Annotated in this window: 12 protein-coding genes; 9 read left to right on the forward strand and 3 right to left on the reverse strand. The window is 58.9% G+C overall.

Features of this window, described 5'->3' with window-relative positions:
* The first annotated feature begins 31 nt into the window (after positions 1 to 31).
* Positions 32 to 679: a TetR/AcrR family transcriptional regulator gene (locus AC2CGP_RS07560; RefSeq protein WP_196521953.1), complete on the forward strand. Its 648-nt coding sequence runs from the start codon at positions 32 to 34 to the stop codon at positions 677 to 679.
* Between the two features lie 176 nt (positions 680 to 855).
* Here the strand turns inward: AC2CGP_RS07560 and AC2CGP_RS07565 are convergent, their stop codons facing one another.
* A complete protein-coding gene (locus AC2CGP_RS07565) occupies positions 856 to 1272 on the reverse strand; it encodes a GNAT family N-acetyltransferase (RefSeq protein WP_048231450.1) in 417 nt (138 codons plus the stop codon).
* Between the two features lie 287 nt (positions 1273 to 1559).
* On the opposite strand from AC2CGP_RS07565, the gene eefA reads away from it, so the two are divergent.
* From eefA to nlpA, 6 genes are all read left to right on the forward strand, one after another.
* Complete coding sequence (gene eefA / locus AC2CGP_RS07570; protein ID WP_020077652.1) at positions 1560 to 2684, forward strand: multidrug efflux RND transporter periplasmic adaptor subunit EefA; 1125 nt, start codon at positions 1560 to 1562, stop codon at positions 2682 to 2684.
* Positions 2684 to 5791, forward strand: coding sequence for a multidrug efflux RND transporter permease subunit EefB (gene eefB, locus AC2CGP_RS07575; RefSeq protein ID WP_032713037.1), 3108 nt, complete (start codon positions 2684 to 2686; stop codon positions 5789 to 5791). Before eefA ends, eefB begins: the two co-directional genes overlap by 1 nt.
* Before the next feature lie 3 nt (positions 5792 to 5794).
* The gene (gene eefC, locus AC2CGP_RS07580; protein WP_032715335.1) at positions 5795 to 7159 is read left to right on the forward strand and encodes a multidrug efflux RND transporter outer membrane subunit EefC; all 1365 of its coding nucleotides are present in this window, start codon (positions 5795 to 5797) and stop codon (positions 7157 to 7159) included.
* A gap of 216 nt (positions 7160 to 7375) precedes the next feature.
* Positions 7376 to 8278 carry an N-acetylmuramic acid 6-phosphate etherase gene (gene murQ, locus AC2CGP_RS07585; RefSeq protein ID WP_015369100.1) on the forward strand — a complete coding sequence of 301 codons (903 nt, stop codon included), beginning with the start codon at positions 7376 to 7378 and terminating at the stop codon, positions 8276 to 8278.
* 24 nt (positions 8279 to 8302) lie between these two features.
* Positions 8303 to 9736 carry a PTS N-acetylmuramic acid transporter subunit IIBC gene (murP, locus tag AC2CGP_RS07590; protein WP_411303093.1) on the forward strand — a complete coding sequence of 478 codons (1434 nt, stop codon included), beginning with the start codon at positions 8303 to 8305 and terminating at the stop codon, positions 9734 to 9736.
* A 447-nt stretch (positions 9737 to 10183) separates the two neighbouring features.
* The gene (gene nlpA / locus AC2CGP_RS07595) at positions 10184 to 10993 is read left to right on the forward strand and encodes a lipoprotein NlpA (protein ID WP_047064506.1); all 810 of its coding nucleotides are present in this window, start codon (positions 10184 to 10186) and stop codon (positions 10991 to 10993) included.
* Here nlpA and AC2CGP_RS07600 read toward each other — a convergent pair whose 3' ends face one another.
* Positions 10994 to 11536 (reverse strand): NUDIX domain-containing protein, encoded by a 543-nt coding sequence (locus AC2CGP_RS07600; RefSeq protein ID WP_058676321.1) that lies wholly within the window; start codon positions 11534 to 11536, stop codon positions 10994 to 10996. It abuts the gene before it with no gap.
* Positions 11537 to 11703: 167 nt separating this feature from the next.
* Here AC2CGP_RS07600 and AC2CGP_RS07605 point away from each other — a divergent pair, with 167 nt between their 5' ends.
* The gene (locus tag AC2CGP_RS07605) at positions 11704 to 12483 is read left to right on the forward strand and encodes an MBL fold metallo-hydrolase (RefSeq protein ID WP_108683989.1); all 780 of its coding nucleotides are present in this window, start codon (positions 11704 to 11706) and stop codon (positions 12481 to 12483) included.
* A gap of 21 nt (positions 12484 to 12504) precedes the next feature.
* Positions 12505 to 13458, forward strand: a complete 954-nt coding sequence (locus tag AC2CGP_RS07610) for a GlxA family transcriptional regulator (protein WP_108684468.1) — start codon at positions 12505 to 12507, stop codon at positions 13456 to 13458.
* Here AC2CGP_RS07610 and AC2CGP_RS07615 read toward each other — a convergent pair.
* The gene (locus AC2CGP_RS07615; RefSeq protein ID WP_032709443.1) at positions 13455 to 14504 is read right to left on the reverse strand and encodes an NAD(P)-dependent alcohol dehydrogenase; all 1050 of its coding nucleotides are present in this window, start codon (positions 14502 to 14504) and stop codon (positions 13455 to 13457) included. The genes AC2CGP_RS07610 and AC2CGP_RS07615 overlap by 4 nt on opposite strands.
* Positions 14505 to 14656 lie beyond the last annotated feature (152 nt).

Raw genomic sequence — 14656 nt, forward strand, 5'->3', positions numbered from 1 at the left:
ATGATGAATCGGGTCAAGAGATCGCCAACATATGCCAGCACAAAAAGCTAATGAAGCGCCGCGCCGCCCCGGTCGGCCACGCGGTAAAAAACCGGGAACCACTAACCGCGAGCAGTTGATAGATATCGCCCTGGCGCTGTTTGCTCGTCACGGCGCGGCCCGCGTGTCGCTCAATGCCATTGCCAAAGAGGCCGGGGTGACGCCGGCGATGCTGAATTACTATTTTACGTCGCGGGAAGCGCTGATTGAGAATTTGCTGGAAGAGCGCTTTATGCCTCTGCGCAACGATATCAGCCGCATTTTTGTCGACCATCCGCAGGATCCGGTGACGGCGTTGACGATGATGGTTGAGACGCTGGCGGACATGGCGGAGCAAAATGCCTGGTTCGCGCCGCTGTGGATGCAGGAGATCATCGGCGAGATGCCGATGCTGCGCCAGCACATGGATGCGCGCTTCGGCGAGGAGCGTTTTCAGGTGATGCTGGAGACGGTTCGCCGCTGGCAGCAGGAGGGGAAAATTAACCCGGCGCTGGCGCCGGAACTGCTGTTTACCACGGTGATTAGCCTGGTGCTGGTGCCGTTCTCGCGCATCCATAGCGACCCGCGTTTACAGGCGGTAACCCGGCAGACCATTGTTAGCCACGCGCTGGCGTTAATGGGCCACGGGGTCGGCGGTTAAGGCGTGATTTTGTGTTAATTCAGATGCTGATACTGCTTCTGCCTTATGGCTCTCCTGGCGCAGGGATTTTCCCGGAGGCGGCGCGTTGCGCCTTGTCCGGGCTACCAAAGAACTGTAGGCCGGATAAGGCGTAGCCGCCATCCGGCGCAAAAGTCGCGCCTTATCCACGGTTATCGTTACAGCGTCTTCGATAAATAGTGGCGTTGCATACCCGCGTGCGGGAAATCGGGCAGCGACATCTGCAACTGATAGCCTAATTTCTGATAAAACGGCAGCGCCTGGAAGCTGAAGGTATCGACCAGGAGATGGCTGCAGCCCAACGCCTGCGCCTGCCGTTCCGCTTCCTGCATAAGCTCGCGGCCCAGACCGCTGCCGCGCGTCGCTTCGCTCACCCACAGGTATTCGATACACAGCCAGTTGCCTTTGCGTTTGGCGATAAGCCCGCCGCGCATCACCGCTTGCTCATCGCGGGAGTAAATGCCCAGATCGCCAAACTGATCTGCGTCGAGATACTGCTGATTATACTGCCGTAGGCCGGCAAACAATTCTTGTTGATCGTCGGGATTAATGCTTTTTGTAATTATTAGAGCCATTAAGTTTCTCCAGTTGCACAGGCTTTCGTTATATTTTCCTCTCCTGACTTTCACAAAATATTCTTATTTTCTCCATTATTTTTTGTCTTAATTTTGACCTTCAAAGTAAGCGAAATAACCTTTCCATGACTTTCGAAAGGGCGGGCTGAGAATCCCCACAATAATAATAGTGTTAAGGAACATCTGAGCTCCATTGCGATATTTCCATTGAGACGAAATGTCACAGCGCCCCTCTTTTCCTCGCGATTTAATTCACGGGGGGACGTCTTACATCTTGAGAAAATAAAATGAAACACATCATAGCCCCCATCGCGACAGCATTATTTCTCCTGAGCGGATGCGATAATGTGCAGACAACTGCGCCGCAACAACCCACGCCGGAGGTGGGAATTGTTACGCTGCAAGCCCAGCCGGTGCCGGTGGTCAGCCAACTGACTGGCCGCACTACCGCCTCGCTCAGCGCCGAAGTGCGCCCGCAGGTCGGCGGTATCATTCAGAAGCGCCTGTTTACCGAAGGCGATATGGTGAAGGCCGGGCAGGCCCTTTACCAGATCGATCCCTCCAGTTATCGCGCCACCTGGAACGAAGCGGCGGCCGCGTTGAAGCAGGCGCAGGCGCTGGTGGTCTCTGATTGCCAGAAAGCCCAGCGCTACGCGTCGTTGGTCAGAGATAACGGCGTCTCTCGCCAGGATGCCGACGACGCTGCCTCCGCCTGCGCCCAGGACAAGGCCAGCGTGGAGTCGAAAAAAGCGGCGCTCGAGAGCGCGCGCATCAACCTGAACTGGACCACCGTCACCGCGCCGATCGCCGGGCGCATCGGCATCTCCTCGGTTACGCCGGGCGCGCTGGTCTCTGCCGATCAGGATACCGCGCTGGCGACGATCCGCGGCCTCGACACCATGTATGTCGATCTGACGCGATCCAGTGTCGATCTCCTGCGTTTACGCAGGCAGAGCCTGGCCAGCAACAGCGATACCCTCAGCGTGACGTTAACCCTTGAAGATGGCAGTACCTATCCCGAAAAAGGGCGTCTGGCGCTCACCGAAGTCGCCGTCGATGAATCCACTGGCTCGGTGACTCTGCGCGCCATCTTCCCCAACCCGCAGCACGTCCTGCTGCCGGGAATGTTTGTCCGCGCGCGTATCGATGAAGGCATCATGAACGACGCGATCCTCGCGCCGCAGCAGGGTATCACCCGCGATGCCAAAGGCGACGCCACGGCGCTGGTTGTCGATGCCGACAACAACGTTGAGCAGCGTACCGTGCAAACCGGCGATACCTACGGCGATAAATGGCTGGTGCTGAGCGGTCTGAAAGCGGGCGACAAGCTGATTGTCGAAGGCACCGGTAAAGTGTCCCCCGGACAAGCGGTGAAGGCCGTTGCCGTCAAAAATAACGGAGGCAATGCCTGATGTTCTCCCGTTTCTTCGTGCGTCGCCCGGTCTTTGCCTGGGTGATCGCTATCCTTATCATGCTTGCCGGGGCGCTGGCGATCCGCACGCTGCCGGTGGGACAATATCCGGACGTCGCCCCGCCGGCGGTAAAAATATCCGCGACCTATACTGGAGCTTCCGCAGAAACCCTGGAAAACAGCGTCACCCAGGTTATCGAGCAGCAGCTCACCGGGCTGGATAACTTACTTTATTTCACCTCCACCAGCAGTTCGGATGGTACGGTAAGTATTACCGTCACCTTTGAGCAGGGAACCGATCCGGATACCGCTCAGGTACAGGTGCAAAACAAAGTGCAGCAGGCGGAATCGCGTCTGCCGAGTGAAGTACAGCAATCTGGCGTAACGGTAGAAAAATCGCAAAGCAGCTTCCTGTTAATCCTCGCGGTGTATGACAAAACCAACCGTGCCACCAGTTCCGATATCTCCGACTGGCTGGTCAGCAATATGCAGGACCCGCTGGCGCGCGTGGAGGGCGTCGGCAGCCTGCAGGTATTCGGCGCCGAATACGCGATGCGCATCTGGATGGATCCGACCAAACTCGCCTCTTACTCGTTGATGCCTTCCGACGTACAGTCGGCGATTGAGGCGCAGAACGTGCAGGTCTCCGCGGGTAAAATCGGCGCGCTACCGTCGTCCAATGCCCAGCAATTGACTGCTACCGTGCGCGCGCAGTCGCGGCTGCAAACTCCTGACCAGTTCAAAGCGATCATTGTAAAGAGCCAGTCCGACGGTTCAGTGGTGCGCCTGAGCGATGTCGCGCGGGTGGAAATGGGCAGCGAGGATTACACCGCCACCGCTAATCTGAACGGCCACCCCGCCGCCGGGATTGCGGTGATGATGGCGCCCGGCGCCAACGCGCTGGATACCGCGACGCTGGTGAAAAGCAAAATCGCTGAATTCCAGCGTCAGATGCCGCAGGGCTACGATATCGCCTACCCGAAAGACAGCACCGAGTTCATCAAAATCTCGGTCGAGGACGTCATTCAGACCCTGTTTGAGGCGATTATCCTCGTGGTCTGCGTAATGTATCTGTTCCTGCAGAACTTCCGCGCGACGCTCATTCCGGCGGTAGCGGTACCGGTCGTGTTACTTGGCACCTTTGGGGTGCTGGCGCTGTTCGGCTACTCGATTAACACCCTGACGCTGTTCGCCATGGTGCTGGCGATCGGCCTGCTGGTGGATGATGCCATTGTGGTGGTGGAAAACGTCGAACGGATTATGCGCGACGAAGGGCTGCCCGCCCGCGAAGCCACCGAAAAATCGATGGGCGAAATCTCCGGCGCGCTGGTGGCGATCGCCCTGGTGCTGTCGGCGGTATTCCTGCCAATGGCCTTTTTCGGCGGTTCGACCGGGGTAATCTATCGCCAGTTCTCGGTGACGATTATCTCGGCGATGATGCTGTCGGTGGTCGTAGCGTTAACCCTCACTCCGGCGCTGTGCGGCGCGCTGCTAAGCCACTCCAAACCTCATGACAAAGGTTTCTTCGGCGCCTTTAATCGCCTGTGGGGGCGTACGGAAGATGGCTACCAGCGTCGCGTACTCGGCGGCCTACGCCGCGGCGCGGTGATGATGGGCGCTTACGCCTTGATTTGCGGGGCGATGGCGTTGGCGATGTGGAAACTGCCGGGCAGCTTTCTGCCGGTGGAGGATCAGGGCGAAATCATGGTCCAGTACACCTTGCCTGCCGGGGCGACGGCGGTGCGTACCGCCGAGGTGCGCCGTCAGGTGACCGACTGGTTCCTCACCAAAGAGAAAGCCAATACCGAGGTTATCTTCACCGTCGACGGCTTCAGTTTCAGCGGCAGCGGTCAGAACGCCGGAATGGCCTTCGTCTCATTGAAAAACTGGTCGCAGCGCAAAGGCGACGAAAATACCGCGCAAGCCATTGCGCTGCGCGCCAACAAAGAGCTGGGCGCGATCCGCGACGCCACCCTGTTCGCCATGACGCCGCCATCGGTGGACGGCCTTGGGCAAAGTAACGGCTTCACTTTCGAGCTGATGGCCAGCGGGGGTACCGATCGCGATAGCCTGATGAAGCTGCGCAGCCAACTGCTGGCCGCAGCCAATCAGAGCGGCGAACTGCAGTCGGTTCGCGCCAACGATCTGCCACAAATGCCACAGCTGCAGGTGGATATCGATAACAATAAAGCCGTCTCGCTGGGGCTGTCGCTCAGCGATGTGACCGATACGCTCTCCAGCGCCTGGGGCGGCACGTACGTCAACGACTTTATCGATCGCGGCCGGGTGAAAAAGGTCTATATCCAGGGCGAGAGCGACGCGCGCGCCGTGCCGTCCGATCTTGGTAAATGGTTTGTCCGCGGCAGCGATAACAGCATGACGCCGTTCACCGCGTTCGCCACCACCCATTGGGAATACGGCCCGGAAAGCCTGGTACGTTACAACGGCTCGGCCGCCTTTGAGATCCAGGGGGAAAACGCCGCGGGCTTCAGCTCAGGTGCGGCAATGGACAAAATGGAAAAACTGGCCGATAGCCTGCCGGCGGGTTCCACCTGGGCATGGAGCGGTATTTCGCTACAGGAAAAACTAGCCAGCGGCCAGGCGATGAGCCTGTACGCCATTTCGATTCTGGTGGTGTTCCTGTGCCTGGCGGCGCTGTATGAAAGCTGGTCGGTGCCGTTCTCGGTGATCATGGTCATCCCGTTAGGCCTGCTTGGCGCGGCGCTGGCGGCCACGCTGCGCGGCTTAAGTAACGACGTCTATTTCCAGGTGGCGCTGTTGACGACTATTGGCCTGTCGTCGAAGAACGCCATCCTTATCGTTGAATTCGCTGAATCCGCGGTGGATGAGGGCTATTCGCTCTCGCGGGCGGCGATCCGCGCCGCGCAGACCCGTCTGCGCCCGATTGTCATGACCTCGCTGGCATTTATCGCCGGAGTACTGCCGCTGGCCATTGCTACCGGCGCCGGGGCCAACAGCCGCGTGGCGATTGGTACCGGGATTATCGGCGGCACCCTGACGGCGACGCTGCTGGCGGTGTTCTTCGTCCCGCTGTTCTTTGTGCTGGTGAAGCGTCTCTTTACCCGCCCACGTCCTTCTCAGGAGTAAGTTATGTTTCGTTTGAGTTTAATGTTTATCGCGCTCCTGACCGCGGGCTGTGTCTCTCTTGACCCGCACTACGAGCGCCCGGCCGCGCCGGTGCCGGCGACCCTTCCCGGCGCGCACGGCGAATCAACGGCGGTGGTCGGCGACTGGCAAAAAGTGGTCAATGATGCGCGGTTAAAAAAAGTGGTCAGCATCGCGCTTAATAGCAACCGCGATGTGCAAAAGGCATTGGCCGATATTGAAGCCGCTCGCGCCCAGTATGGCGAAACGCGCGCATCGTTGTTTCCCACCGTCGATGCCGAGCTGAGCCATACCCGCAGCAAAACGATCGCCAGCGGCCTAAGTTCTACCTCGCAGGCTGACGGCGCGGTCTCGAGCTTCGAACTGGACTTGTTCGGCAAGAACCAGAGCCTGTCGCGCGCGGCGCGAGAAAGCTGGCTTGCCAGCGAATTCACCGCGCAAAATACCCGACTGACGATGATTGCCGATTTGACCACCGCCTGGGTGACGCTGGCGACGGATAATAGCAATCTGGCGCTGGCGCAGCAGACGATGGATAGCGCGGAGAACTCGCGTAAAATCGTCGCTCGCCAGATGGCGGTGGGCACCGCCTCCGCCGGTGATTTAAGTTCGGCGGAAAGCGTCTATCAGCAGGCGCGAGCCAGCGTCGCCAGCTATCGTACGCTGGTGGCGCAGGATAAAAACGCCATTAACCTACTGGCGGGGGAAACCGTACCGGAGAGCCTGCTGCCCGGTACGCTGGAGAGCCTGGGGGATAACAGCATCGCGCTGGTGCCGGCGGGGGTATCATCATCGGTACTGTTGCGCCGGCCGGATATTCAAGAGGCGGAACATAATCTCAAGAGCGCTAATGCCGATATCGGTGCGGCGCGAGCGAACTTTTTCCCGTCCATTTCGCTGACCGCCAGCGCCGGGGTCGGCAGCGACTCGCTATCGTCGCTGTTTAGCCATGGCATGCAGGTGTGGTCGTTCGCCCCGTCCATCAGCCTGCCGCTGTTCACCGGCGGCAGTAATCTGGCGCAGCTACGCTATGCGCAGGCTGAGAAAAAGGGGCTGATTGCCACCTACGAGAAATCCATTCAGAGCGCCTTTAAGGACGTTGCCGATGCGCTGGCGCGCCGGGAAACGCTGAGTGAACAGCTCGATGCCCAGCAGCAGTATGTTGCCGCCGAGCAGAAGTCGCTGGATATCGCGATGAAGAGTTATCAGGCCGGGGTCGGCGACTATCTGTCGGTGCTGACCGCCCAGCGGACGCTGTGGTCGGCGAAGGCGACGCTGCTGTCGCTGCAGCAGACCGACCTCAATAACCGCATTACGCTCTGGCAATCGCTGGGCGGCGGCGCCAGTTAATGTTCCTCTTCGGACGCGTTATAGCACCTTAATCACTCCTGGCACATGCGTTAACTCCAGATTGCGGTAATAAAATATTCCACCTTTATTACCGCAATATCTCTGGCTATACCTACAATTATCCTATTATCCCAAGCGTATTAATCGTGATACTCTTCACATGAATGGAATAAAAAATTCCTTATACTGCGCGCAACTGAGAATAACGAGGTTTTTATGAGTATCGACCTGAGCAAACTGCTGACCGAGCGACGCAACGCCAACAGCGCCAACATTGACACCCTCTCCACTGTCGACATGCTGACGGTGATAAACCAGGAAGATCAGCAAGTGGCGCAGGCGATAACGCCTTACTTGCCGCAGATAGCGGAAGTCGTGGATAAAGTGGCGGCGGCGCTGCGGGCCGGGGGACGGCTGATTTACATCGGCGCCGGCACGTCGGGGCGTTTGGGTATTCTGGACGCCAGCGAATGCCCGCCGACCTTTGGCACCCGTCCGGAGCAGGTGGTGGGGATTATCGCCGGCGGACATAAAGCGATTCTGAGCGCCGTGGAAAACGTGGAAGACAATAAAGCGCAAGGGGCGATGGATCTGCAAAACCTAAACTTCAGCAACCGTGATGTGCTGGTGGGGCTGGCGGCCAGCGGGCGTACGCCGTACGTCATTGGCGCGATGGAATACGCCCATAGCCAAAATGCGTTTGTCGCTATCGTCAGCTGTAACCCGCACGGTGAAATGGCGCAGCTGGCGGACGTGGCGATTACCCCGGTGGTCGGCCCGGAAGTGGTTACCGGATCGACCCGCCTGAAAGCCGGCACCGCGCAGAAGCTGGTGCTAAACATGATCTCCACCGGGGCGATGATCCGCATCGGCAAGGTCTACAGCAACCTGATGGTGGATGTCGAAGCGACCAACGCCAAGCTGATTGAGCGCCAGGTGTCTATCGTGATGGAAGCGACCGACTGCGATCGCGCCACCGCGCAGAATGCGCTGGATGCCTGCGGCCGCCACTGTAAGACGGCGATTGTGATGGTGTTGGCAGACTTAAGCGCCGCAGAAGCGCAGTCGCTGCTGGCGAAAAACAACGGTTATATCCGCAAGGCGCTAAGCAACACCTGAGCGCCGACAGACAGGTAACAGGCAATGGCAAAAATAACTAAAGAGATGATAGCGCGGATCCTGGCTCACGTCGGCGGGGCCGCAAACGTGGCGCAGGCGGGTAACTGCATGACGCGCCTGCGCTTGACCCTGCGCGATGAAAGCCTGGCCGATAGCGCCGCCATTCGCCAGATTGACGGCGTGATGGGGGTTATCGTCAGCGATGAACAGTTCCAGGTGGTATTAGGGCCCGGCAAGGCGCAGACCGCCGCGGAAATGATGAACGGCCTGATGGAAGCGGCGCCGCAGGCAGCCACCTCGCTGGCGGATGTGGCAGCGGAGAAAAAGCAGGCGTTAAAGAGCAAGCAGACCAGCGGGGTACAGAAATTTCTCGCGAAGTTCGCCACTATTTTTACGCCGCTGATCCCCGGCTTTATCGCCGTCGGGCTGTTGTTAGGCTTCGCCACGCTGGCGGAACAAATCTTCGTGCTGGAGAACGCGCATCCTAACGCCAGTCTGGTGGCGCTGATTGGTTATATGAAGGTATTCAGCAAAGGGATGTTTACCTTCCTGAGTATCCTGATTGGCTATAACGCTCAGAAAGCCTTCGGCGGTTCGGGCGTGAACGGCGCGATTATCGCCTCGCTGTTCGTGCTGGGCTACAACCCGGAAGCGACCAGCGGATTTTACGCCGGAATTTCGACCTTCTTCGGTCATGGTATCGACCCGCGCGGCAATATTATCGGCGTGCTAATCGCCTCGATTCTTGGCGCGTGGGTGGAGCGTCAGGTGCGGCGGATAATGCCCGCTAACCTCGATATGATCCTTACCTCGGCGATGACGCTGCTGATTATGGGCGCGGTGACCTTTACGGTGATTATGCCGATTGGCGGCTGGCTGTTCACCGGTATGTCGTGGCTGTTCCTGCATCTTAACGGCAATCCGTTTGGCTCGGCGGTGCTGGCCGGGCTGTTCCTGCTGGCGGTGATGTTCGGCGTGCATCAGGGGTTTGTGCCGGTCTATTTTGCGCTGGTGGATGCGCAGGGCTTTAACTCGCTGTTTCCTATCCTGGCGATGGCCGGGGCCGGGCAGGTGGGTGCGGCGCTGGCGCTGTTCTGGCGCGCGAAGAGCGATTCGCTGCTGCGAACCCAAATCAAAGGGGCGATCATTCCAGGCTTTCTCGGCATTGGCGAACCGCTGATTTACGGCGTAACCCTGCCGCGTATGAAACCGTTTATCACCGCCTGTATCGGCGGCGCCTGCGGCGGTTTCTTCGTGGGCCTGATTGCCTGGCTGGGGCTGCCGGTGGGCCTGAACACGGTGTTTGGCCCGTCCGGGCTGGTGGCGCTGCCGCTGATGACCTCCGGTAGCGGAATTTATGCCGGGATGGCGGTGTACGCCGGCGGTCTGGCGGTTTCGTATTTATGCGGTTTTGTCCTCACCTGGCTGTTCGCCAGTAAAAACGTTGACCTGAGTTAAGCGTATTTCCCCGGATATGGTTAGGCATTCGGCCGGTAGCCCCGGTAAGCGTAAGCGCTACCGGGGAAGGGTCCCGGATGTCGGCTAACGCCTCATCCGGGCTACGATTGGGCATTCGGCCGGTAGCCCGGTAAGCGTAAGCGCTACCGGGGAAGGGTCCCGGATGTCGGCTAACGCCTCATCCGGGCTACGGTTGGGCATTCGGTCGGTAGCCCCGGTAAGCGTAAGCGCCACCGGGGAAGGGTCCCGGATGTCGGCTAACGCCTCATCCGGGCTACGATTGGGCATTCGGCCGATAGCCCGGTAAGCGTAAGCGCTACCGGGGAAGGCGCTTAGACGATTTTCATCTTATTGATACCTTTTCGTGTTTAAAAATCGAGCACAAAATCGTTATAGTTTTGCTCGAAAAATAATAATGATTTTCCATGGACTGATGGGGTAGTGATGATGAAATTGCGTTTACGCACGGCGGCGGCAGTGATGCTGGCTGGCCTGCTGTTAGCGGGCTGTGACCAGAAGAATGACAATGCCAAACACATAAAAGTCGGCGTGATTAACGGCGCGGAACAGGATGTGGCGGAAGTGGCGAAGAAGGTGGCGAAAGAAAAGTATGGCCTCGACGTCGAGCTAGTGGGCTTTAGCGGCTCGCTGTTGCCGAACGATGCTACCAACGCCGGGGAGCTGGATGCCAACGTCTTCCAGCATCGTCCCTATCTGGAACAAGACAACAAAGCGCACGGCTACCACCTGGTGGCCATCGGCAATACTTTCGTCTTTCCCATGGCCGGCTATTCGCGCAAGATTAAATCCGTTGCCGATATTAAAGATGGCGCGACCATCGCCATTCCCAATGACCCGACCAACCTCGGCCGCGCGCTATTGTTATTGCAAAAAGAGCAGCTGATTACCCTCAAAGCGGGTACCGGCCTGCTGCCGACGGCGGTGGATATCACCAGCAACCCGCGAAACCTGAAAATTATGGAGCTGGAGGGCGCGCAGCTGCCGCGGGTGCTGGACGATCCGAAGGTTGATGTCGCCATTATCAGTACCACCTACCTGCAGCAAACCGGGTTATCGCCGGTGCGCGACGGCATCTTTATTGAAGACAAAAACTCGCCGTACGTGAACATCATTGTGGCGCGTGAAGACAATAAAGACGCCGAAAGCGTGAAAGAGTTTATGCAGTCGTACCAGTCGCCGGAAGTGGTGAAGGCGGCAGAAACCATCTTCAACGGCGGCGCGGTACCGGGCTGGTAATCATCTATGCTGCGCCATCAGGTGCAGCAGCGGCACCAGAGACAGCCCGTCCGGCATTTCGCCGCGGGCGATCAGCTGGTTTATCTCCTCGAAGGTAAACCAGCCGGTTTCCATCACTTCATCCTGATCTGCGTCCATGCCAACCCAGCTTAAATCGGTGGCGAGCCAGGTGATAAACAGCTGGTCGCTGCTGCCGTATGACGGGTTGTAGCGGATGATTTCCTCAGCGTGTTGCGCTTGCCAGCCGGTCTCTTCGCGTAGTTCGCGCAGCGCGGCGACGGCGGGTTCTTCGCCTTCATCGACGCCGCCTGACGGGATAGCCCACACCACCTTATCGATCAGATAGCGGTAGTGGCGAATCAGCAGCACTTTGTCATCCTGGAGCGCCACAATCCCGACCGCCGGGCGTGGGTAGTGAATGGAATAAAAGTCGCGCCGCTCGCCGGGGGCGACATCAATACCTACCTTGCGCATGCTGAACCATGGCGTTTCGGCGATGATCTGCGGATTATGCATATCGGCGGCGGTTAGTTTCTTTTTCATCCTGCCATTCCTGTAGAAAGTTTAATCTTCAGAACAACATAGCCGGCTGCGATTGGCAACCGTCGCAGGTTGGCCCGATTCCATCGATCATTGCCCAAATGCCCATATTGCGCCAGGCTGGTACGCAATACGATGTTCGTCAGATTACCCCACAGAGGAACGCTAACATGAACATCACTCATATCCGTAATGCTACACAGGTTATTGAATACGCAGGTAAAAAATTCCTGATCGACCCGATGCTGGCGGACAAAGGCGCCTGGCCGGGATTTCCAGGAACCGCGCGCAGCGAACTGCGCAATCCGCTGGTGGCGCTGCCGTTTCCCCGCGAAAAAATTATCGACGTCGATGCGGTAATCGTCACCCATACCCATGACGATCATTGGGACGAGGCGGCGATCGCGGCGATCCCGAAAATCCTTCCGGTTTTCGTCCAGCATGAGGCCGACGCCGCGCTGCTGCGCAGCCAGGGATTTCAGGATATCCGCCTGCTGTCGGCAAACAGTGAATTTGCCGGCGTAAATCTGCAGAAAACCACTTCCGGGCAACATGGCAGCGACCGTACCTATGCGGTACCGGCGATGGCTGAACGTCTGGGCGAGGCTTGCGGCGTGGTGTTCCGTCATCCGCAGGAGAAGACGCTGTGGCTGGTTGGCGATACCATCTGGCGCGATGAGATTGAAGCCGACATGCTGAAGCTGCGCCCGGATGTGGTGGTGCTGAACGCCGGCTACGCTCACGTTATCGGCTTTGGCCCGATCATCATGGGCAAAGAGGACCTGCTGAAGGCGCATTTCGCCCTGCCGGAAGCGAAAATCATGGCCATCCACCTGGAGGCGGTCAACCATTGTCTGGTGAGCCGCGAAGAGATGTGCCAGTACGTCGCGGATAATCAGATTGCCGGGGTAGTCAGTATTCCGCAGGATGGGGAAACCGTTGTTTATTAACCTGCTCAAGGGGAAGGGATGATGACATTAACCGACGTGGCGATTGTCGCCGTAGAAGGCTTTAGCCCGTTTCATTATGCCGTCCCCTGCATGCTGTTTGGCGATACGGTCTCGGAAACCAAACGTTTTAATCTGCAGATTTGCGCCGAGCAGCCGGGATTACTCAGCGCCCGCGACGGCTTTGCGCTGTACGCCAGCGGCGATTTTACCGCGATGGAACAGGCCGATATCGTGGTGGTGCCCTACTGGGGCGAGGTCAACCAGTGCCCGCCGCAGGCGCTGATCGCGAGTCTGATTCGGGCGCGCGATAACGGCGCGGAAATCGTCGGCCTGTGCCTCGGCGCGTTTGTCCTTGGCTACGCCGGGCTGCTCGACGGTAAGCGGGCGGCGACCCACTGGGAGTTCGAGCAGGATTTCCAGCGCCTGTTTCCGCAGGTTCAGCTTGATATCAACGCCCTGTACGTCGATGACCAGAAGGTGATTACCTCGGCGGGGACCGCCGCGGCGCTGGATTGCTGCCTGTATATCATTCGCCAGCGTTTTGGCAGCCTCGCCGCCAACCAGATCGCCCGGCGGATGATCGTACCGCCGCACCGCGAGGGCGGCCAGGCGCAGTTTATCGCCCAGCCGGTGCCGCGCAACACCCGCGATGCGCGGATTAATTGTCTACTGGATTATCTGCAGCAGCACATTGCCGAGCCGCATAATCTTGATTCGCTGGCCGAGGTGGTGGCGATGAGCCGCCGTACCCTGACCCGCCAATTCGCCAGGGCGACCGGGATGAGCATTGCCGACTGGTTGACCGCCGAGCGCCTGCGCCGCAGCCAGAGCCTGCTCGAAGCGGGGGATTTGCCGGTCGAGCAGGTGGCGGAAGCAGTGGGCTATCTCTCCGCCGTGACCTGGCGCCAGCAGTTTAAAGCGCGTTTTGGCGTTAGCCCGACGGAGTGGCGGCGGACTTTCCGCCGCGGCGTTTAGCCGGCGAGAGTCGAACTGTCGATCACGAAGCGATATTTCACGTCGCCCTTGACCATTCTTTCCCAGGCTTCGTTGATCTGATCGGCGCGAATCAGCTCAATATCGGCGACGATGCCGTGTTCGGCGCAGAAGTCGAGCATCTCCTGGGTTTCCGGGATACCGCCGATCATCGAGCCGGCAATCGAGCGGCGGCGGAAGATCAGATTGAACACTTCCGGCGATGGATGCGGCGTGGCCGGGGCGCCAACCAACGTCATAGTGCCATCGCGTTTCAGCAACGTGGTGAAGGCATCGAGATTGTGCGGCGCCGCCACGGTGTTGAGGATGAAATCGAAGCTTTTGACGTGGGCCGCCATTTCGTCTTCGTTGCGCGACACCACGACCTCATCCGCGCCCAACGCTCTGGCCGCGTCGCGCTTGGATTCGGAGGTGGTAAAGGCCACCACGTGGGCCCCCATGGCGTGGGCCAACTTGATCCCCATATGTCCCAGACCGCCGATGCCGACGATGCCGACTTTTTTGCCCGGCCCGGCGTGCCAGTGGCGTAGCGGCGAATAGGTCGTGATCCCGGCGCACAACAGCGGCGCGACGGCGGCGAGCTGCGCTTCGGGATGGTTTATCCGCAGTACGTAGCGTTCATTGACCACGATCTGCTGTGAATAACCGCCCAGCGTATGCCCTGGCGCGTCCTGGGTCGGCCCGTTATAGGTCAGCACCATATGGTCACAGTAGTTCTCCAGCCCTTCAGCGCACTCCTCGCACTGTTTACAGCTATCCACCATACAGCCGACGCCCACCAGATCGCCAACGGCGTAACCTGAGACGGCATCGCCGACCGCCGTCACCCGGCCAACGATTTCATGGCCCGGCACGCAGGGATACAGCGTCCCGGCCCATTCCGCTCGCGCCTGATGGAGATCGGAATGGCAAACGCCGCAGTATGCAATGGCGATCTGCACATCCTGTGGGCCGGGTTCGCGGCGGGTGATAGACATCGATTCGAGCGGCTGGCTGGCGGAGTACGTACCTATAGCGTTGATCTGCATAGCATTACCTCTTGTGCAATAGCGTGATAAATCAAGCGGAAGGGAGTGAGCGTTTTTTGCGCGGCAAGGGTAAGCGTAGCCTGGCTAAGGCAGGATGAGAAAAGCGCAGCTCGAAGGGTTAAAAAAGGCGCCTCACCGAGATGAGGCGCTCG

It is taken from the genome of Klebsiella sp. SYXHC3 (assembly GCF_057196925.1).

Excerpts from the sequence above, each read along its gene's own strand:
- AC2CGP_RS07560 (WP_196521953.1), top strand. The coding sequence starts at position 32 with ATGCCAGCACAAAAAGCTAATGAAGCGCCGCGCCGCCCCGGTCGGCCA.
- AC2CGP_RS07565 (WP_048231450.1), bottom strand. The coding sequence starts at position 1,272 with ATGGCTCTAATAATTACAAAAAGCATTAATCCCGACGATCAACAAGAA.
- eefA (WP_020077652.1), top strand. The coding sequence starts at position 1,560 with ATGAAACACATCATAGCCCCCATCGCGACAGCATTATTTCTCCTGAGC.
- eefB (WP_032713037.1), top strand. The coding sequence starts at position 2,684 with ATGTTCTCCCGTTTCTTCGTGCGTCGCCCGGTCTTTGCCTGGGTGATC.
- eefC (WP_032715335.1), top strand. The coding sequence starts at position 5,795 with ATGTTTCGTTTGAGTTTAATGTTTATCGCGCTCCTGACCGCGGGCTGT.
- murQ (WP_015369100.1), top strand. The coding sequence starts at position 7,376 with ATGAGTATCGACCTGAGCAAACTGCTGACCGAGCGACGCAACGCCAAC.
- murP (WP_411303093.1), top strand. The coding sequence starts at position 8,303 with ATGGCAAAAATAACTAAAGAGATGATAGCGCGGATCCTGGCTCACGTC.
- nlpA (WP_047064506.1), top strand. The coding sequence starts at position 10,184 with ATGAAATTGCGTTTACGCACGGCGGCGGCAGTGATGCTGGCTGGCCTG.
- AC2CGP_RS07600 (WP_058676321.1), bottom strand. The coding sequence starts at position 11,536 with ATGAAAAAGAAACTAACCGCCGCCGATATGCATAATCCGCAGATCATC.
- AC2CGP_RS07605 (WP_108683989.1), top strand. The coding sequence starts at position 11,704 with ATGAACATCACTCATATCCGTAATGCTACACAGGTTATTGAATACGCA.
- AC2CGP_RS07610 (WP_108684468.1), top strand. The coding sequence starts at position 12,505 with ATGACATTAACCGACGTGGCGATTGTCGCCGTAGAAGGCTTTAGCCCG.
- AC2CGP_RS07615 (WP_032709443.1), bottom strand. The coding sequence starts at position 14,504 with ATGCAGATCAACGCTATAGGTACGTACTCCGCCAGCCAGCCGCTCGAA.